The sequence below is a fragment of the Comamonas sp. Z1 genome, assembly GCF_008121555.1.
Lineage (GTDB): Bacteria > Pseudomonadota > Gammaproteobacteria > Burkholderiales > Burkholderiaceae_C > Comamonas > Comamonas thiooxydans.
Genome location: NZ_VOQT01000004.1, coordinates 215517 through 234342 on the forward strand (window position 1 = coordinate 215517; position 18826 = coordinate 234342).

Consider the following 18826-nt stretch of genomic DNA (forward strand, 5'->3'; position numbering starts at 1 on the left):
CAAGGGGGAAGCAGCGAAGCCGCTCAGGGGGTGGCTGATTTCAGGGCAGCATTATGCGTCGAGAGCCTTTCGCACACCACGCAGAAAGTCTATTGCCAAAGGAACGATCTTCTCGTGGGGCTGGTTGTCGAGCAGGTCAATGATGCGGCTGCCGATGATGACGGCGTCGGCAACCTGGCCCACGGTCTGTGCGGTTTGGGCATCGCGAATGCCGAAACCCACGCCCACGGGCACGCTGACATGCTGGCGAATGCGCGGCAGCATGGCCTCCACGGCCGAAGTGTCCAGCGCGCCCGAACCGGTCACGCCCTTGAGCGAGACATAGTAGACATAGCCGCTGGCCACGCGCGCCACCTGCTGCATGCGCTCCTCGGTGCTGGTGGGAGCCAGCAGGAAGATCAGGTCCATGTCGCGGGCCTTGAGCTTGGCTGCAAACACTTCGCACTCCTCGGGCGGATAGTCCACGATCAGCACGCCATCGACGCCGGCAGCCGCCGCATGGTTGACGAAGGCATCCTCGCCATGGATCTGGTCGTAGCGTTCCACGGGGTTGGCATAGCCCATCAGCACCACGGGCGTGGTCTGGTCCTTTTTGCGGAACTCGGCCACATAGGCCAGTACCTGGCTCAGGCCCACGCCGTTGGCGATGGCTTTGTCGCCCGCGCGCTGGATGGTGGGGCCGTCGGCCATGGGGTCCGAGAAGGGCACGCCCAGCTCGATCACGTCGGCACCGGCTTCCACCATGCCGTGCATGAGGGAGGGGGTGATGGCGGCAAATGGAAAGCCTGCAGTCACATAGGGAATCAGGGCCTTGCGGCCTTCTTCCTTGAGCTTGCTGAAAGTGGCGGTAATTCGGCTCATAACTTGTTGCCCCCTGCGGCAGCCTTGGCTGCATCATGTCCGGGAGCGCCCTTGACGGTGAGACCGCGCATGGAGGGACGGTCGAAATATTCGGCACCCGAGAGGTCGGCCACGGTGCCGATGTCCTTGTCGCCACGGCCCGATAGGCTGACGAGAATCGACTGGTCGGCGCGCATGGTCTTGGCCAGCTTCATGGCATAGGCCACGGCGTGGCTGGACTCGAGAGCCGGGATGATGCCTTCGGCGCGGCACAGATAGTGGAAGGCGTCCAGCGCCTCCTGATCGGTGATGCCCACATACTGGGCACGGCCGATTTCCTGCAACCATGCATGTTCAGGGCCCACGCCGGGGTAATCCAGGCCGGCGCTCACCGAGTGCGTCTCGGTGATCTGGCCGTTTTCGTCCTGCAGGATGAAGGTGCGGTTGCCGTGCAGCACGCCCGAGCTGCCTTTTTGCAGCGAGGCCGAGTGCTTGCCGGACTCCAGGCCTTCGCCCGCCGCTTCCACGCCGAACAGCTGGGTGTTCTCGTAGGGGATATAGGGGTAGAAGATGCCCATGGCATTGCTGCCGCCGCCCACGCAGGCGACTACCGCGTCGGGCTGCTTGTCGGCGCCCAGGAACTCGGGCATCTGCGTCAGGCACTCGTCGCCGATGACTTTCTGGAAGTCGCGCACCATCATGGGATAGGGATGGGGGCCGGCCACGGTGCCGATGATGTAGAAGGTGTTGTCCACATTGGCCACCCAGTCGCGCATGGCTTCGTTGAGCGCATCCTTGAGCGTCCTGGAGCCCGATTCCACGGGCACCACGGTGGCGCCCAGCAGCTTCATGCGGTAGACATTGGGGCTTTGACGCTTCACGTCCTCGGCGCCCATGTAGACGATGCATTCAAGGCCGTAACGAGCGCAGATGGTGGCCGTGGCCACGCCGTGCTGGCCGGCACCTGTCTCGGCAATGATGCGCGGCTTGCCCATGCGCTTGGCGAGCATGGCCTGGCCGATCACATTGTTGATCTTGTGTGCGCCCGTGTGGTTGAGGTCCTCGCGCTTCAGATAGATCTGCGCGCCACCCATTTCACGGCTCATGCGCGAGGCGTGATAGACGGGCGAGGGACGGCCTACATAGTGTGCCAGCTCGGACTGGAATTCGGCGATGAATTCGGGGTCGTTCTGATACTTAGCGTAGGCCTCACGCAGCTCGGTGAGCGCGTGGGTCAGGGTTTCGCTGGCGAAGCTGCCGCCGTAGCGGCCGAAATGGCCGTGGACGTCGGGATACTGGTATTCAAACATGTGTCAGTCTGCAAAATTTGGGCATCAGCTGCACGTACGGCAGCAATGAAGCGATGAATCTTGTGGGCATCCTTGATGCCTTTGAGGGGCTTGCCGTCGGGGCCTTCGGCCTCGACTCCAGAGCTCACATCAACGGCCAGAGACAACCCGCGAGGGCGCACTTGCAAGATGCCATCGGTCACGTTTGCAGGCGTGAGTCCACCAGACAAAACGAGGTGAGAGTCGACGCTTGTTGGCAGAAGTGACCAATTGAATGCCTTGCCGCCGCCACCATAACCATCGACATGGGCGTCGAGCAGGATGGCTTGGGCCTTTGAATAACGTTGGGCATATTCTACGAGGTCAAATCGCGCCGCATCGTCTCCAAGGGGTATGCGCGCGGCGCGCAACCAGGGCTGGACGCCCCGGGTGGCGGCCTCGCAATCCGCTGCCGATTCATCACCATGAAATTGCACGCAGGCGTTGGGTATTAGGGTGCAAGCAGCTATCACATTGGTAGCTGTTTCATTCACAAAGAGCAAAACAGGTGTGACAAAGGGCGGCAGCCGCCGGGCCAGCTCGGCCGCGCGCTGCAGCGTCACGGCACGCGGGCTTGGCGCATAAAGCACAAAGCCGACGGCATCGGCACCGGCGGCCACTGCAGCGTCGACATCCTGCTCGCGGGTCAGGCCGCAGATCTTGATGCGGGTGCGGGGGGCAATGGAAGACATGGCAAATCTCTGGCGTTGCAGCAATCGTTGGCCGCTGGCCGCTCAGGGCAGCCAGGCAAACGGGGGGGTGTCTACAGGCAGGCCCCAGCGCGTATCGTAAATGGGGCCGAGAAAGTACAGACCGTCAGGGGAGAAGGTGGGGGCTGCCACTTCGCGCGAGCGTGCCTCCAGCACTTGCTGCATCCATTCCACGGGCTTGGAGCCCTGGCCCACGTAGATCAGGCAGCCCATGATGTTGCGGATCATGTGGTGCAGAAAAGCGCTGCCCTCGAACTCGAAACGCCAGTAGCCGCATTCCATCTGTCCGTCGCGCATGGGTGCCTGGCCTGCGGGACGGTAGTGGATGTCGATGCGGCGCAGGGTCTTGACCGGGCTCTTGGCCTGGCAGCCTGCCGCGCGAAAGGACGAAAAATCATGCTCGCCCAGCAGCAGGTCGGCGGCTGCACGCATGCGCTGCGCATCCAGGGCCTGAAACACCCAGCCCACGCGGCCATGGTCGACGCTGGGGCGCACGGGTGACTGCAGCAGCACATAGGCATAGCGGCGTGCAGTGGCACAGGCCCGGGAATGGAAGCCATTCGGGCCGTCGGCGACCTCGGCCGCCCATTGCACGGCGATGTCCTTGGGCAGGAAAGTGTTGGTGCCGCGCACCCAGGAGTTGGGCGTGCGCTGCAACTCGGTGTCAAAGTGCACGACCTGCATCAGGCCGTGCACACCGGAATCGGTGCGACCGGCGCAGATGGTGGAGACTTCTTGAGCAGCAAAGCGGCCCAGGGCCGCTTCGAGTTTGTCTTGTACGGTGTTGCCATCGGGTTGGCTTTGCCAGCCGCGATAGGCCTGACCGTTGTAGCTGACGCCAAGAGCTATGCGCATGGCATGGCTCCCGGCGCGGGGTCTGAATGCATCAAATCAATCAACCAATCTGAGAGAGAAGGCTGTGAGCCTTGGCCTTGAGATCGCCATGGGCTTCGGCGATCACTTCCTCGATCAGTGTACGCGCTCCGTCGCTGTCGCCGATGGCATTGAACTCTTCGGCCAGGGCCAGTTTGGTGGCCAGCGGGTCTTCGGGTTCGGAGGGCGCTGGCACGGCATCGATTGACGCAGCGATATCGGATGTGCCCAGGTCCAGCGACAGGCCGCTGAGGTCGAAGGTCACATCGGCTTGCGCAGGGGCGGCGGCAGGGCTGGCGGCCTCTTCACCCGGTTGCTGCAAGGTCAGGGCTTCGATGTCCTGCTCTGTGTCCAGGCGCTCCTGGCTGGAAGATAGTTCCAGCGGCGCAGTTTCCTGTCCGCTCTCGGCCTCGGGCTGTGCCTGCGAAGGCAGTGTGAAGCTGTCGAGGTCGAACTCGAGCGCATTCAGGGAGCTTTGCTCGGCGGGCGCGGGAGCTGCGACAGGGGCCGGGGCTTGAGATGCCGTGGCGGGCAGGCTGAACGAGGCCAGATCGTCGAGGTTCAGGTTCAGGCCATTGTCTGCTGCGGGTGCTGGCTCGGATGCGGTGACAGGGGTGTCCCACTGTGCCAGTGCCGCGAAATCCTGCTCGTTGGGCAAGGAGACGGGCTCGGAGGCCACAGGCGCTGCGCTGGCTGCGGTGTCAGGCAGGTCCGCCGGCAGCTCCAGATCCATGTCGAAGTCCATGCCGGCGGGCTCTGTGGGTGGCCCTTCGTGGCTGGCAGCGGCTTCCGCAGCCTGTGCAGCAGCCAGTGCCGAGCCGAAGCCCACGGCGGCGGCCACGCCGCCTTGCAGGGCGCTTGAGGGATCGGTGGGGCTGAAGGCGCTTGGGGTCGCAGCTGCCGCTGCATGAGCCTGGGGAGCTCCGCCCAGCTGGTAAGTCAGATTTTCCGGATCCAGGATACGGCCCTGATCGGCCAGCCGCTGCCATTCGGGCCCCTTGCCCTGGGTCAGGGCAAAGACGTTGTTGGCTACAGATGCGTAGGCCATGCGGTCATGGCGCTTGGCATAGATTTCAGCCAGCTTCTGGTGCAGCACCAGGCGGTTGGGGTCGCTGCGCAGCGCTTCCTTGAGGATTTCCTCGGCCTGCAGGTCGCGGCCGTAAGCCAGGTACACATCGGCTTCGGCCAGCGGGTCCACATCGCCGGCGTCGAGCTGGCTGGGAGAGTACTGCATGGACTGGCCCGACATCTGGCTGCTGCTGGTCGTGGTGTCCACGCGCTGGCCGCCGCTGGCGCCGAAGAAGGAGTCCGCCGACAGCTGGCTGTCGCCCAGTGTGCTGTCCGCGCCTGCCGCAGCGGCTTTGCGACGCTGAGAAACACGGTAGCCGCCATAGCCCAGAAGCAGGGCCAGCAGTGCTGCGCCAGCCAGCGGGATGGTCGGGTCTTCCATCAGGCTGTCGATAAAGCTGGGCTCTTCGGGAATGGGGACCGGTGCTGCCACAGGCTTGGGAGGTGCAACCGGTGCCGGTGCGGGCGCTGCAGGCTCGGCTGCGGCCTGTGCCGGTTCGCCTTCGGCCGGAGCTGGTGCAGGCGCGGTGTCGCCTGGCTTGCCGGCATCGGCTGCAGCCGCCTCGGGTGTGGCTGGGGGCGCAGACGTTGCAGCCGCATCAGCAGCCGGTGCGAGGGCAGGCGCTGCAGCATTGGCGGCGCTGGCCGCGGGTACGGTGACTGCAGGGCTTGCCGCTGGTGCAGCTGCAGCCGGGGCGCTTGCTGCGGGAGCTGCGGCCGTACCTGCAGGTTTGGTGGCTGCCGCAATCTGGCTTAGCTCGGCCATATTGCGCTTGAGCTCATCGGCACGCGCAGACTGGTCTGCTGCCTGTTTTTGCTGGGCCACTTGCTCATCGGCGGCCATGCCCTTGACGGAGCCCTTGGACAGGGTTAGCTTGTCGGGGGCTGCGGTGGCGGCCTTGGCATCGGCGACATGGGCCTGAACCTGGCCGGAAGCGCTGCGCGATGCAGCTTCCACAGGAGCCACAGGTGCCACGCCAGCCAGTTGACGGCGGAACTGGTTGAAATCCTGAGACTGGGCCGCCATGATCTGGCGGGCTTCCTTGGCCGAGGTGGCCTGGGCAGCCGCCTGATCGGGCAACTGAATCACCGCGCCGCTGCGCATGCGGTTGATATTGCCATTGACAAAGGCCTGCGGGTTGCTGCGCAGCATGGCGACCAGCATCTGATCAAGCGAGACGCCTGCTGGCTTGTGCGCTGCAGCAATGCGACCTGCGGTGTCGCCTGTCCTGACGCGAACTTCATCGCTGCTGCCAGCCGGTGCTGCAGTGCCGGCCTGGCGTTTTCGCTGAGGCTTGGTTGCAGCTTCGTCCTGATCGCGGTCATTGCGCAGGTCCCGGCCGGCCGTGTTGACAGGGCTGGACGCCGGGCGTGCAGTCACGGCGGGACGCGCAGGCGCAGGCACCACGGCAGGCGTGGCCTGGGCAGCGGTGGTGGGCGCAGGAGCAGGGCGGCGCGTTGCAGGAGGGTCGAGCAGCAAGGTGTAGTTGCGCTGCAGCTTGCCCGATGCCCAGTTGGCATCGATCACCAGGTCGACAAAGGGATCATTGACTGGCTGAAAGCTGCTGAGCTTGAGCACGGCCGAGCCGTTGGCACGTTTTTGCACCTGCACGCGCACCGAGTTGGCCGTGCCCGTGAATTCCATGCCCTGGGCACGGAATGCAGCTGGCGATGCGATAGCTGCCTGCAGGCTGTCGGCCTCGGCTGCGCTGAGTTGAGGGATCTCGACCTCGGCACGCAAGGGCTCGCCCAGAGCCGACTGCACCGTGATGCGACCCAGCGCCAATGCCCATGCATCGGTGGCCGGGAGGCTTGACAGTGCGAGGGTGGCTGCGGCGAGCGCAGATAGTTTCCAGCGTTGCATAGGGCTCAGACTTGATTCGTGCAGCCTACAGCCCTCTTGTTCTTGATCGGGTTTGTGGCTGCGGTGCACATAAAAATTGGAAATTCCAGCAGGCGGCAAAGGTCTCTCGGCCCGGCGGACACAGTTTGCATTGTCAACGACGCTATTGCAATGTGAGCAAAAGCATGGCTGGCAAGGCTCTCAATTGTTGTCGATTGGCAACGAGATGAAACTTAATGTAGGTTGCTGACGGTTTGCATTCGCCCGAATAAGCGGGCAATTGTCGCCCAAGCCTGGAGCTTGGACATGAAAAAAGCGCCGGCCATCACGAGGATGACTGGCGCTTTGCTGTGCTGGATCAAGCCATTCGCAGGCTTGATGGTGGACGGGATCAGGCAGCCAGCAGGATGCGCAGCATGCGACGCAGCGGCTCGGCAGCGCCCCACAGCAGCTGGTCACCGATCACGAAGGCCGAAACGTACTCGGGGCCCATGTTGAGCTTGCGCACGCGGCCCACGGCCACTTCCAGACCGCCGGTGGTGGCAGCAGGAGTCAGCTCCTTGACGGTCAGTGCGCGGTCGTTGGCCACGAACTTGACCCAGGGATTGCCGCCCTTGATCAGGGCCTCGATCTCTTCCAGGGGCAGGTCCTTCTTGAGCTTCAGGGTCAGGGCCAGAGAGTGGCAGCGCATGGCGCCGATGCGCACGCACAGGCCGTCGACGGGGATCGTGGCTTCGGTGCCGAGAATCTTGTTGACCTCGGCCTGGCCCTTCCATTCTTCCTTGGACTGGCCGTTGGGCAGCTGCACATCGATCCAGGGGATCAGGCCGCCGGCTAGAGGCGCGCCGAAGAATTCGGTGGGCACATCTTCGCGGATGGTCTGGGCCACCTTGCGGTCGATTTCCAAAATCGCCGAAGCAGGAGTCGCCAGCTCGTCGGCGACGGCGGCGTGCACCACGCCCATGCCCTTGAGCAGCTCGCGCATGTGGTTGGCGCCACCGCCCGATGCGGCCTGGTAGGTCATGGAGGAGACCCATTCCACCAGACCGGCCTTGAACAGACCGCCCAGACCCATCAGCAAGATGGAGTTGGTGCAGTTGCCGCCAATCCAGTTCTTGCCGCCGGCGGCCAGCTTTTGCTGGATCAGGTCGTCGTTGACGGGGTCGAGCACGATGACGGCGTCGTTCTCCATGCGTAGCGAGGAGGCGGCGTCAATCCAGTGGCCGTTCCAGCCGGCGGCGCGGATCTTGGGGAAGACTTCCTTGGTGTAGTCGCCGCCCTGGCAGGTGATGATGATGTCGCACTTGGACAGCTCGGCGATGTCGTTGGCGTCCTTCAGCTCGGTGTGCACTGTGGCCATGGCCGGGGCCTTGCCGCCGGCATTGGAGGTGGAGAAGAACACGGGCTCGATCAGCGCGAAGTCGCCTTCGGCCTGCATACGATCCATCAGCACGGAGCCGACCATGCCGCGCCAGCCCACCAAACCTACCAATTGCTTGCTCATTTGAAACGCCCTTTCAGTTTTGAAAACAGTAGCTTGAGACTGATTCGTCCGGCTCGTCAGGGCCGGAAGGGGCGCGCGACGAACCGGGCTGGGTCAGCCTGTAATCGTCTTAATGGTGATTGCGCGCGCATTCACACCGGCAGTCTTTGCGGGTGTGACGATTTCGGGAGCGAAGGTGCGTGCGGCAAACATAAGAGTTGTCATTCTAGCGACTAGAGCCAAAGCTTGAAGAACTAAAAGTGCTTGAAACTCTAGTCAAAACGTCGAAATAAATGATTTATTTTTGACGTTTTGTTTTATTTGGTGCCGAATTTTGCGTCAAACCCAAAGCCGCCGCTTACGGCGGCGGCTGGGCTTCAGCGGTTTCGGTGCCTCAGACGCCGGCCAGCGCCTTGACCACGGCATCACCCATTTCACGGGTGCTGACCTTGGTCGTGCCTTCGCTGTAGATGTCGGCAGTGCGCAGGCCGTCGGCCAGCACCTTTTGCACGGCGGCTTCGATCTTCAGGGCGGCTGCTTCCTGGCCCAGGCTGAAGCGCAGCATCATGGCGGCCGACAGAATGGTGGCCAGGGGGTTGGCAATGCCCTTGCCGGCGATGTCGGGAGCCGAGCCGTGGCTGGGTTCGTACAGGCCTTGTTTCTTGTCGTTGAGGCTGGCGCTGGGCAGCATGCCGATGGAGCCGGTCAGCATCGAGGCTTCGTCGGAGAGGATGTCGCCGAACATATTGCCGGTCACCACCACGTCGAAGCGCTTGGGTTCCTTGACCAGCTGCATGGCGGCGTTGTCCACATACATATGGTCCAGGGCCACGTCGGGGTACTGCTTGGCGACTTCGGTGACCACGTCCTTCCAGAGCTGGAAGGTTTCCAGCACATTGGCCTTGTCCACGCTGGTCACGCGCTTGCTGCGCTTTTGGGCGGCCTGGAAGGCGACATGGGCGATGCGCTCGATCTCGGGGCGCGAATAACGCATGGTGTCGAAGGCTTCCTCGGCGCCGGGGAAATGGCCGTCGGGAGCCACACGGCGGCCGCGCGGTTGGCCGAAGTAGATGTCGCCGGTCAGTTCGCGGATGATGAGGATATCGAGGCCCGCCACCAGCTCGGGCTTGAGGCTGGAAGCATGGGTCAGTTCCTTGTAGCAGATGGCGGGGCGGAAGTTGGCGAACAGACCCAGGGCCTTGCGCAGGCCCAGAATGGCCTGCTCGGGACGCAGGGGGCGGTCCAGCGTGTCGTACTTCCAGTCGCCCACGGCACCGAACAGGATCGCATCGGCTTCCTGTGCCAGCTTCAGCGTGGCAGGAGGCAGGGGGTGGCCGGCAGCTTCATAGCCGGCACCGCCCACGGGAGCGGTTTCCATCTCCAGACCCAGATTCAGGGCCTCGAGCACCTTGACGGCTTCCGCGACGATTTCGGGACCGATGCCATCACCGGGCAAAACTGCAATCTTCATGATGTTCCTTTGATTAATTTGATAGCTGCTTGCACTTGTTATTCATAGACTTCAGATTGAATTAATGCTGATGTTCATGAATAGAAGGCGCAAGCAGCTCATTTATGGGTAGCAACCTAAAAACAAGCACGCCCCAAACAAGGGGCATCAAGCAAGGGCCGCCCCGCAGCGAAGATGCCGTCCCCCTTCCGATGCAACGCATCGAGAAAGAGGGAAGCCGCGCAGCGGCTCAGGGGGTTACTTCTGAATCAATGTATGCGCCAGCCAGGGCTTTTGCGCCAGACGCTCGGCTTCGAAGGCCTTGATCTTGTCGGCATGGCGCATGGTCAGGCCGATATCGTCGAAGCCGTTGAGCAGGCAGTACTTGCGAAAGGCGATGACGTCGAAGGCAATTTCTTCGCCTTGGGGCCTTAGGATCACCTGGCGCTCCAGGTCGATGGTCAGCTCGTAGCCGGGGAAGGCCGCGACGTCGTTGAACAGCTGGTCGATCGTGGCCTCGGGCAGCACGATGGGCAGCAGGCCGTTCTTGAAGCTGTTGTTGAAGAAGATGTCGGCAAAGCTGGGGGCCAGGATGGCGCGGAAGCCGTACTGGTCCAGGGCCCAGGGCGCGTGCTCGCGGCTGGAGCCGCAGCCGAAGTTCTTGCGCGCGATCAGGATGCTGGCGCCCTTGAAGCGGGGCTGGTTGAGCACGAAGTCGGGATTGGGCTTGCGGTCGGCTTCGGGCACGCCGGGCTGGCCGGGCTGGTCCAGATAGCGCCACTCGTCAAACAGATTGGGGCCGAAGCCGGTCTTCTTGATGGACTTGAGGAACTGCTTGGGGATGATGGCGTCGGTGTCGACGTTCTCGCGGTCCATGGGGGCGACGAGGCCCTTGTGCACGGTGAATTTTTGCATGGTGTGATTCCAGAATCTTTGGTCTTGGCGACGTTCGCGTCTTGCATCAGAGACGGCCAGCAAGGGCCGCCCCGCAGCAAAGGCCGTCGTCCCCCTTGGGGGAAGACGCGCAGCGACTCAGGGGGTTACGCAAATTTACGGATGTCGACAAAGTGGCCGTGGATGGCTGCCGCAGCGGCCATGGCGGGGCTGACCAGATGAGTGCGGCCGCCGGCGCCCTGACGGCCTTCGAAGTTGCGGTTCGAGGTCGATGCGCAGCGCTCGCCGGGCTCCAGGCGGTCGGCGTTCATGGCCAGGCACATGGAGCAGCCGGGTTCGCGCCATTCAAAGCCGGCGGCCTTGAAGATCTGGTCCAGGCCTTCGCGCTCGGCCTGTTCCTTGACCAGACCGGAGCCGGGCACGACCATGGCCAGCTTGATGTTCTTGGCGACCTTCTGGCCCAGCTTCTTGACCACGGCGGCGGCTTCGCGCATGTCCTCGATGCGGCTGTTGGTGCAGGAGCCAATGAACACCTTGTCGACAAAGATGTCGTTGATGGGCTTGCCGGGTTCCAGTGCCATATAGGTCAGCGCACGTTCGATGGCGCCGCGCTTGTTCGAGTCCTTTTCCTTGTCGGGGTCGGGAATGGCGGCATCGATGCCCAGCACCATCTCGGGGCTGGTGCCCCAGGTCACCTGCGGCACGATGTCGGCGGCGTTCAGCTCCACCACTCGGTCGAACTTCGCATCGGCGTCGGAATGCAGCGTCTTCCAGTAAGTGACGGCGGCATCCCATTCGCCACCCGTGGGCGCCAGGGGGCGGCCCTTGATGTAGTTGATGGTCTTGTCGTCCACGGCCACGAGACCTGCGCGGGCGCCGCCTTCGATGGCCATGTTGCAGACCGTCATGCGGCCTTCCACGCTGAGGTCGCGGATGGCTTCGCCGGCAAACTCTATGGTGTAGCCCGTGCCGCCGGCGGTGCCGATCTTGCCGATGATGGCCAGCACGATGTCCTTGGCGGTGATACCGGGCGCGACCTTGCCGTTGACCTGCACCAGCATGTTCTTGGCCTTCTTGGCCAGCAGGGTCTGGGTGGCCATCACATGCTCGACCTCGGAGGTGCCGATGCCGTGGGCCAGCGCGCCGAAAGCGCCGTGGGTGGAGGTGTGGCTGTCGCCGCAGACCACGGTCATGCCGGGCAGGGTCGCGCCTTGCTCGGGGCCCATGACGTGAACAATGCCCTGGCCCTTGTCCATGAAGGGAAAGAAGGCGGCCGAGCCGAACTCGGCGATATTGCTGTTCAGCGTGGTGATCTGTTCCTTGCTGATGGGGTCGGCAATGCCGTCATAGCCGCGCTCCCAGCCGTCGGTGGGGGTGTTGTGGTCGGCCGTGGCCACGACCGAGCTGACGCGCCACAGCTTGCGGCCGGCCATGCGCAGGCCTTCGAAGGCCTGGGGGCTGGTGACTTCGTGCACCAGATGGCGGTCGATATAGAGGACGGAGGTGCCGTCTTCCTCGGTGTGAACGACGTGCTCGTCAAAAATCTTGTCGTAGAGGGTGCGTCCCATGGTGGTCTCGTGAGGTTGGTTTGTTGGGAGGATTCTGTTGTGGCTTGATGCGATGTTTCAAGCCTTGGCGCTGGCGGGGCAGAGGTGATCGACCAGCAGGCGGGTGGTCACCGGCAGCGCTTCGAAGTCGCGGGCCACCACGCAGAGTTCGCGGTGCGCCCAGTCGTCGGTGAGCTGCACGGCGCGCAGATGGCCCACGCCATGCATCAGCTCGAATGCGCGGTCGGGCAGCAGGCCCAGTCCCAGGCCGTTGTCGATCATGCGGCACATGGCGTCCAGGCTGGTGACCTGGATGCGCTGGTGCAGCGGGTGGCCAGCCTGGGCTGCGGCAGCGCGCATGGCCAGGCTGATCGAGGAGCCGGCATGCAGGCTGACGATGTCCCATTCCAGCACTTCCGTGAAGGCGACGCTTTCGCGGTCGGCCAGGGCATGGCGCTCGGGCACGACGACGACCAATCGGTCTTTGCGATAGCTGCGGTACTGCAGCGGCACATTGCCCTGGGTCAGCTGAACGGTGGCCTGATTGCCTTCGCTGCTCCTGATATTGCCCAGCGTGCAGATGCCGATATCGGCTGTGCCCTCGGCCACGGCGCTCAGCACGTCGGGGCTCAGGTGCTCCTGCAGATCGATCTTGATCTGGCTGTGTTCGCGCGCAAAGGCTCCCAGGTCTTCGGGCAGAAACTGCACGATGGCCGACATATTGGCGTGCATGCGCACATGGCCGCGCACGCCGTCGGCGTATTCGGAGAGCTCGCCCTGCATGCGCTCCAGCCCGTAGAGCACATTGCGCGCATGGTGCAGCAGGCTCTCGCCGGCCGGCGTCAGCGTCACGCCGCGGCTGTGGCGATAGAGCAGGGCGGTGTCCACCGTCGCTTCCAGGTCGGACAGCCGCTTGCTGACGGCCGAGGCTGCAATGAACTCGCGTTCAGCGGCGCGGCCAATGCTGCCCAGTTCGCACACGGCGACGAACAGCTGAAGCGAGGTGAGATCGATGCGGCGCGCAAAACTGCGCTCTGAATTCTTCATGGGGTAGGCTCAAGTCTTCTCGTTTCGAGAAGTTTTCAGCATTTTTACCGATTAATCTAGCTGTATCCATCTTTGAATGAGATGTCTTGCTTGGCGATGGGTAAATTTTGGAGATGGGTGATTTCTTACTTTGCGATGACTTGGCAAGACCTTGGAAAGCGATGTTGCATTTGTCAGTCTTGTGTACTTGCATTTTCATAGCGAAGACTCTAGATGCCAGAATCGTTCAAGCATGATCCGGCCTGAGGTGCGGAAGTCTTCCTGCTGCCTGAGTTCCGGTGTTTTTTTACAAAGTAAATCGTCAGTAAAGCAGCCTGGAATCGACGCTATTCGCTGCAAAAATGTGAGTCATGAGAGTTCCCAACCATCCGATGTCCGACAGTGAGCCTTCCGAGTTGCCAGCTATGGCTTCGGGGTCGCCCCTCTTGCGCCGCAGCCGTTGCTGGGGTCAGGTCTGCCTGCTGACGGCTGCGCTGGCGCTGGGCGGCACTGCCTTGCCAGCTGTGGCCAAAGGCAAGCCCCCGGCCAAATCCAGTGCGGCCGCGCCAGCCAAATCGTCCAAGTCCACCAAGAGCACGACTGCAGGTGCTGCCAAATCTTCATCGGCAAAGTCCGCCGGCAAGGCCGGTAAAAAAGGGCACACCGGCCGCAATGCAGCGATCGCTGGTGCTGCGGCAGCAGGTGCGGCAGCGGCAGCTCCGCTGGGTCGTGAGCATTGGACGCCGGAGGCCAGGAACAATCAGGCCGAAGATGCCAAGGAGCTGGCCGCCATGCGTGCAGCAGCACAGACGGGCGACGCCAAGGCCCAGTATCTGCTGGGCTCGCGCTACCGTTTTGGCAAGGGTGTGAATCAGGACCTGGCACAGGCCGTGCACTGGTATCGCCAGTCGGCCGACCAGGGCTATGCACCTGCGCAATCCGACCTGGGAGTGCTCTACGCCAACGGGCGGGGCGTGACTCTGGACGAAGTGCAGGCCGTGAACTGGTACCGCAAGGCGGCAGAGCAGGGCGACGGCATTGCGCAGAACAATCTGGGTCTGATGTATGCCGAGGGGCGCGGCGTGGCGGCCGATGATGCGCAGGCCGTGCAATGGTTCGAGCGTTCGGCCAAAAGTGGCGAGGCTGCAGGCCAGTACAGCCTGGGAGTGATGCTCTCCAGCGGCAGGGGCGTCAAGGAGGATGGCCGGGCCGCCCTGCAGTGGTTTGAACAGGCGGCCGAGAAAGGCCATGCCGACGCCCAGTACAACACCGGCATGATCTATGCCGTAGGTGCGCTGGTGCCGCAGGATCTGACGCGCGCGGCGCGGTGGCTGGAGAAGTCCGCCGGTCAGGGCAATGCGGCGGCTCAGTCGTCTCTGGGTTTTCTCTATGCCAACGGCCAGGGCGTGCCGCAGGATGCAGGCCAGGCGGCGCGCTGGTTCGATCGCGCCGCCAAGCAGGGCTACACCCTGGCACAGTCGAATCTGGCAGCCATGTATGTCAGCGGTCAGGGCGTGCAGAAAGACATGGGCAAGGCCTATTTCTGGCTGGCTATCGCTCATGCCAAGGATCCCTCGCTGCAAAGCCGCATGCAGACGGCCGAGCAGGCATTGGGCCCCGCAGAGCGGCTGAAGGTGCAGCGCGAGGTGCGCAACTGGAAGCCCGCCAAGGAGTGATTGGCGAGCCATGAAAAAAGCCCACCAGGCATTGCCGATGGGCTTTTTGTTGGGTGCAGGGGCCTAGCTGAAGAAACTCTTCAGGCGGTCCGTCCAGCTTTCGCCGCTGGGCGAATGTTTGGAGCCGCCTTTCTTGAGCGATTCGTCCAGATCCTTGAGCAGCTTGCGTTGGTACTCGGTGAGCTTGACCGGAGTCTCCACCACGATGTGGCAGTACAGATCACCGGGGTAGCTGGAGCGAATGCCCTTGATGCCCTTGCCGCGCAGGCGGAACTGCTTGCCGGCTTGCGTGCCTTCAGGGATGTCGATCGCCGCCTTGCCTTGCAGCGTGGGCACTTCGATCTCGCCGCCCAGAGCGGCGGTGATGAAGCTCACGGGCACATTGCAGTGCAGATCGTCACCGTCGCGCTCGAAGATGTCGTGGTCCTTGACGCGAATCTCGATATAGAGGTCGCCTGCCGGCCCGCCATTGGTGCCGGGCTCTCCGTTGCCGGCCGAGCGGATGCGCATGCCGTCGTCGATGCCGGCGGGAATCTTCACTTCCAGCGTCTTCTGGCGCTTGACCTTGCCCTGGCCGCCGCAGGACGTGCAGGGCTCGGGGATGATCTTGCCTGTGCCGCGGCAGTGCGGGCAGGTCTGCTGCACGCTGAAAAAGCCCTGGCGCATCTGTACCGTGCCCATGCCGTTGCAGGTGGTGCAGGTCTTGGTGCTGGTGCCGGGCTTGGCGCCGCTGCCGCTGCAGGTGTCGCAGCTGTCCCAGCTCGGAATGCGGATCTGGGCATCCTTGCCCTTGGCAGCCTCTTCCAGGGTAATTTCCATGGAATAGCTGAGGTCGTTGCCGCGGTAGACCTGACGGCCGCCGCGACCGCCGCGGCCGCCACCGTTGAACATATCGCCAAAGATGTCGCCAAAGGCCTCGGCAAAGCCGCCAAAGCCCTCGCCGCCGCCCATGCCGCGATTGGGATCCACGCCGGCATGGCCGTACTGGTCGTAGGCCGCGCGCTTCTGGCTGTCGGAAAGCATCTCGTAGGCCTCTTTGACCTCCTTGAATTTTTCCTCGGCTTCCTTGGCCTTCTCGCCCTGATTGCGGTCAGGGTGGAACTTCATCGCCAGCTTGCGATAGGCCTTCTTGATGTCATCGTCCGAGGCGCTTTTGGCAACGCCCAGAACTTCATAGTAGTCACGTTTGGACATGTGAGTTTTCGGTCGAATGGAACAGGAACGCCGCGCCAGCTCCAGGGAGCTCGGCGCGGCGGCAAGCGGTCAATGGTTTGAGGCCAGGACCTGCCCGCGCTTAGTCCTTCTTGACTTCCTTGACTTCGGCGTCAACCACGTTGTCGTCAGCGGCAGCCGAGGCGCCGGCACCGGCGGAGGCACCTGCTGCGGCAGCAGCAGCTTCGGCACCGCCAGCGGCCTGTGCGTCGGCGTACATCTTCTCGCCCAGCTTCTGGCTGGCTGTCATCAGGGCCGTTGTCTTGGCGTCGATGGCGTCCTTGTCCTCGCCCTTGAGCACTTCTTCCAGCTCCTTGACGGCAGTTTCGATGGCGCTCTTTTCGGCGGCATCCAGCTTGTCGCCATGCTCGGCCAGACTCTTGTTGACGCTGTGAACAGCGGCTTCGCCCTGGTTCTTTGCAGTCACCAGCTCCAGCTTCTTCTTGTCGTCGGCTGCGTTCAGCTCAGCATCCTTGACCATGTTCTGGATTTCTTCTTCCGACAGGCCAGAGTTCGCCTTGATGGTGATCTTGTTTTCCTTGCCGGAAGCCTTGTCCTTGGCGGACACGTTCAGGATGCCGTTGGCGTCGATGTCGAAGGTCACTTCGATCTGGGGCACGCCACGACCTGCGGGCGGAATGCCTTCCAGGTTGAACTCGCCCAGCATCTTGTTGGCGCTGGCGATCTCGCGCTCGCCCTGGAACACCTTGATGGTCACGGCAGGCTGGTTGTCTTCAGCCGTGGAGAAGGTCTGCGCGAACTTGGTGGGAATGGTCGTGTTCTTGCTGATCATCTTGGTCATGACGCCGCCCAGGGTTTCGATACCCAGAGACAGGGGAGTCACGTCCAGCAGCAGCACGTCGGAGCGCTCGCCACCCAGCACCTGGCCCTGCACGGCAGCGCCCACGGCCACGGCTTCGTCGGGATTCACATCCTTGCGGGGATCCTTGCCGAAGAATTCCTTGACCTTTTCCTGCACCTTGGGCATGCGGCTCATGCCGCCGACCAGGATCACGTCGTGGATGTCGGAGACCGAGATGCCTGCATCCTTGATGGCGGTGCGGCAAGGTGCAATCGTGCGCTCGATCAGATCGTCCACCAGCGATTCCAGCTTGGCGCGGGTCAGCTTGATGTTCAGGTGCTTGGGGCCTGTGGCATCGGCGGTGATGTAGGGCAGGTTGATGTCGGTCTGTGCGGAGTTCGACAGCTCGATCTTGGCCTTTTCGGCAGCTTCCTTCAGGCGCTGCAGGGCCAGCACGTCCTTGGACAGGTCGACGCCTTGTTCCTTCTTGAACTCGTCGATGATGTAGTTGATGATGCGCTGGTCGAAATCTTCGCCGCCCAGGAAGGTGTCGCCGTTGGTCGACAGCACTTCGAACTGCTTTTCGCCGTCCACGTCGGCGATTTCGATGATGGAGACGTCGAACGTACCACCGCCCAGGTCATACACGGCCACCTTGCGGTCGCCCTTGCCCACCTTGTCCAGGCCGAAGGCCAGGGCAGCAGCGGTAGGTTCGTTGATGATGCGCTTGACTTCCAGGCCTGCGATGCGGCCGGCGTCCTTGGTGGCCTGGCGCTGTGCGTCGTTGAAGTAGGCGGGCACGGTGATGACGGCCTCGGTCACGGCTTCGCCCAGGAAGTCCTCGGCGGTCTTCTTCATCTTGCGCAGCACTTCGGCGCTGATCTGGGGAGGAGCCAGCTTCTGGTCGCGCACTTGCACCCAGGCGTCGCCGTTGTCGGCCTTGACGATCTGGAAGGGCATCAGGTCGATGTCCTTTTGCACCTCGGCTTCGGCGAACTTGCGGCCGATCAGGCGCTTGGCAGCGTAGATGGTGTTCTTGGGGTTGGTGACGGCCTGGCGCTTGGCGGATGCACCGACCAGGATTTCGCCGTCTTCTTGATAGGCAACGATGGAGGGGGTGGTGCGGGCACCTTCGCTGTTCTCGATCACGCGGGTGTTGTTACCCTCCATGATGGCGACGCAGCTGTTGGTGGTACCCAGGTCAATACCGATGATTTTTCCCATAATTCTCTCCGTAATCTGTTGAATGTTTGCTTGATTCGTCACTTGTGGGCGTAGTGGCCGGCTTCAAGAGCCGTCACTTACTATTTTTTGCCCTGACGGTTGTTTTTTTGGGGTGTCTAGCCAGCTCAGCCCTGGGCCACGGTCACCAGCGCGGGGCGCAGGATGCGGTCGGCGATCACATAGCCCTTTTGCAGCACGGCAACCACGGTGTTGGCGGGCTGGTCGGCGGGAACCATGGAGATGGCCTGGTGGTGGTGAGGGTCGAACTTCTCGCCCGCAGCGGGATTGATGGCGAGTACCTTGTTGCGCTCCAGGGCCGAATTCAGCTGGCGCAGCGTGGCGTCCGAGCCTTCGCGCAGCTGTTCGGGCGTGGCGTTCTGGATGGCCAGGGCCGCGTCCAGGCTGTCGATCACGGGCAGCAGGCTTTCTGCAAAGCTCTCGATGCCGAACTTGCGTGCCTTGGCGACCTCTTCTTCGGCGCGACGGCGCATGTTTTCGGCGTCGGCCTTGGCACGCAGGTATTGGTCGGCCAGATCGGCGCTCTTGGCCTTGAGTTCTTCCAGCTCGGCCTGCAGACGTCCCAGTTCGTCCGACGCATTGGCTACCAGGGCCGCTTCCAGTTCCTCGGGGCTGGCGTCGTTGATGGTGTTGGGGTTGTGGTTCTCGGTCATAGTTGGTGAAGGTTTCTCAAAACTTAAGACAATCTGTCTGCCAGATGCGCTCCGCCAGGTCTATTTCAAGACCCGTGCCGCCCAACAAAGGGCGGCGGGCGCAGCGGCTGGGGTGAGCCTGCGGGATTTGCGGGGCATTCCAGGAGAGTGAGTACTTGTGATTTCAAGACATCTCGCCT

At 62.9% G+C, this 18826-nt stretch carries 14 protein-coding genes; 1 reads left to right on the top strand and 13 read right to left on the bottom strand.

Going from position 1 to position 18826, the window contains the following annotated elements; all coding sequences use genetic code 11:
• Positions 1 to 51 precede the first annotated feature (51 nt).
• From trpA to FSY45_RS09910, 10 genes are all read right to left on the bottom strand, one after another.
• Complete coding sequence (gene trpA, locus FSY45_RS09865; protein ID WP_046461219.1) at positions 52 to 861, bottom strand: tryptophan synthase subunit alpha; 810 nt, start codon at positions 859 to 861, stop codon at positions 52 to 54.
• Positions 858 to 2150, bottom strand: a complete 1293-nt coding sequence (gene trpB, locus FSY45_RS09870; protein WP_003064250.1) for a tryptophan synthase subunit beta — start codon at positions 2148 to 2150, stop codon at positions 858 to 860. The genes trpA and trpB overlap by 4 nt, the downstream gene beginning before the upstream one ends.
• A complete protein-coding gene (locus FSY45_RS09875; protein ID WP_046461220.1) occupies positions 2075 to 2860 on the bottom strand; it encodes a phosphoribosylanthranilate isomerase in 786 nt (261 codons plus the stop codon). Before FSY45_RS09875 ends, trpB begins: the two co-directional genes overlap by 76 nt.
• 42 nt (positions 2861 to 2902) lie before the next feature.
• Positions 2903 to 3733, bottom strand: coding sequence for a tRNA pseudouridine(38-40) synthase TruA (gene truA, locus FSY45_RS09880; protein WP_046461221.1), 831 nt, complete (start codon positions 3731 to 3733; stop codon positions 2903 to 2905).
• A gap of 40 nt (positions 3734 to 3773) precedes the next feature.
• Positions 3774 to 6683 carry a FimV/HubP family polar landmark protein gene (locus tag FSY45_RS09885; protein ID WP_046461222.1) on the bottom strand — a complete coding sequence of 970 codons (2910 nt, stop codon included), beginning with the start codon at positions 6681 to 6683 and terminating at the stop codon, positions 3774 to 3776.
• A gap of 370 nt (positions 6684 to 7053) precedes the next feature.
• Positions 7054 to 8166 carry an aspartate-semialdehyde dehydrogenase gene (gene asd / locus FSY45_RS09890; protein ID WP_003064263.1) on the bottom strand — a complete coding sequence of 371 codons (1113 nt, stop codon included), beginning with the start codon at positions 8164 to 8166 and terminating at the stop codon, positions 7054 to 7056.
• Positions 8167 to 8539: 373 nt separating this feature from the next.
• Positions 8540 to 9616 (bottom strand): 3-isopropylmalate dehydrogenase, encoded by a 1077-nt coding sequence (leuB, locus tag FSY45_RS09895; RefSeq protein WP_046461223.1) that lies wholly within the window; start codon positions 9614 to 9616, stop codon positions 8540 to 8542.
• Between the two features lie 237 nt (positions 9617 to 9853).
• Positions 9854 to 10510: a 3-isopropylmalate dehydratase small subunit gene (gene leuD / locus FSY45_RS09900; protein WP_003057935.1), complete on the bottom strand. Its 657-nt coding sequence runs from the start codon at positions 10508 to 10510 to the stop codon at positions 9854 to 9856.
• Positions 10511 to 10635: 125 nt separating this feature from the next.
• A complete protein-coding gene (gene leuC / locus FSY45_RS09905) occupies positions 10636 to 12057 on the bottom strand; it encodes a 3-isopropylmalate dehydratase large subunit (RefSeq protein ID WP_046461224.1) in 1422 nt (473 codons plus the stop codon).
• A gap of 57 nt (positions 12058 to 12114) precedes the next feature.
• A complete protein-coding gene (locus FSY45_RS09910; protein WP_003064272.1) occupies positions 12115 to 13083 on the bottom strand; it encodes a LysR family transcriptional regulator in 969 nt (322 codons plus the stop codon).
• Positions 13084 to 13433: 350 nt separating this feature from the next.
• Here FSY45_RS09910 and FSY45_RS09915 point away from each other — a divergent pair, with 350 nt between their 5' ends.
• Positions 13434 to 14738, top strand: a complete 1305-nt coding sequence (locus tag FSY45_RS09915) for a tetratricopeptide repeat protein (protein WP_080944435.1) — start codon at positions 13434 to 13436, stop codon at positions 14736 to 14738.
• 63 nt (positions 14739 to 14801) lie between these two features.
• Here FSY45_RS09915 and dnaJ read toward each other — a convergent pair whose 3' ends face one another.
• The 3 genes from dnaJ to grpE all read right to left on the bottom strand — a co-directional run bounded on the left by dnaJ (position 14802) and on the right by grpE (position 18647).
• Positions 14802 to 15932, bottom strand: coding sequence for a molecular chaperone DnaJ (gene dnaJ / locus FSY45_RS09920; RefSeq protein ID WP_003064279.1), 1131 nt, complete (start codon positions 15930 to 15932; stop codon positions 14802 to 14804).
• Positions 15933 to 16032: 100 nt separating this feature from the next.
• Positions 16033 to 17976 (bottom strand): molecular chaperone DnaK, encoded by a 1944-nt coding sequence (gene dnaK / locus FSY45_RS09925; RefSeq protein ID WP_046461225.1) that lies wholly within the window; start codon positions 17974 to 17976, stop codon positions 16033 to 16035.
• A 125-nt stretch (positions 17977 to 18101) separates the two neighbouring features.
• Positions 18102 to 18647, bottom strand: a complete 546-nt coding sequence (gene grpE / locus FSY45_RS09930) for a nucleotide exchange factor GrpE (RefSeq protein WP_046461226.1) — start codon at positions 18645 to 18647, stop codon at positions 18102 to 18104.
• Positions 18648 to 18826 lie beyond the last annotated feature (179 nt).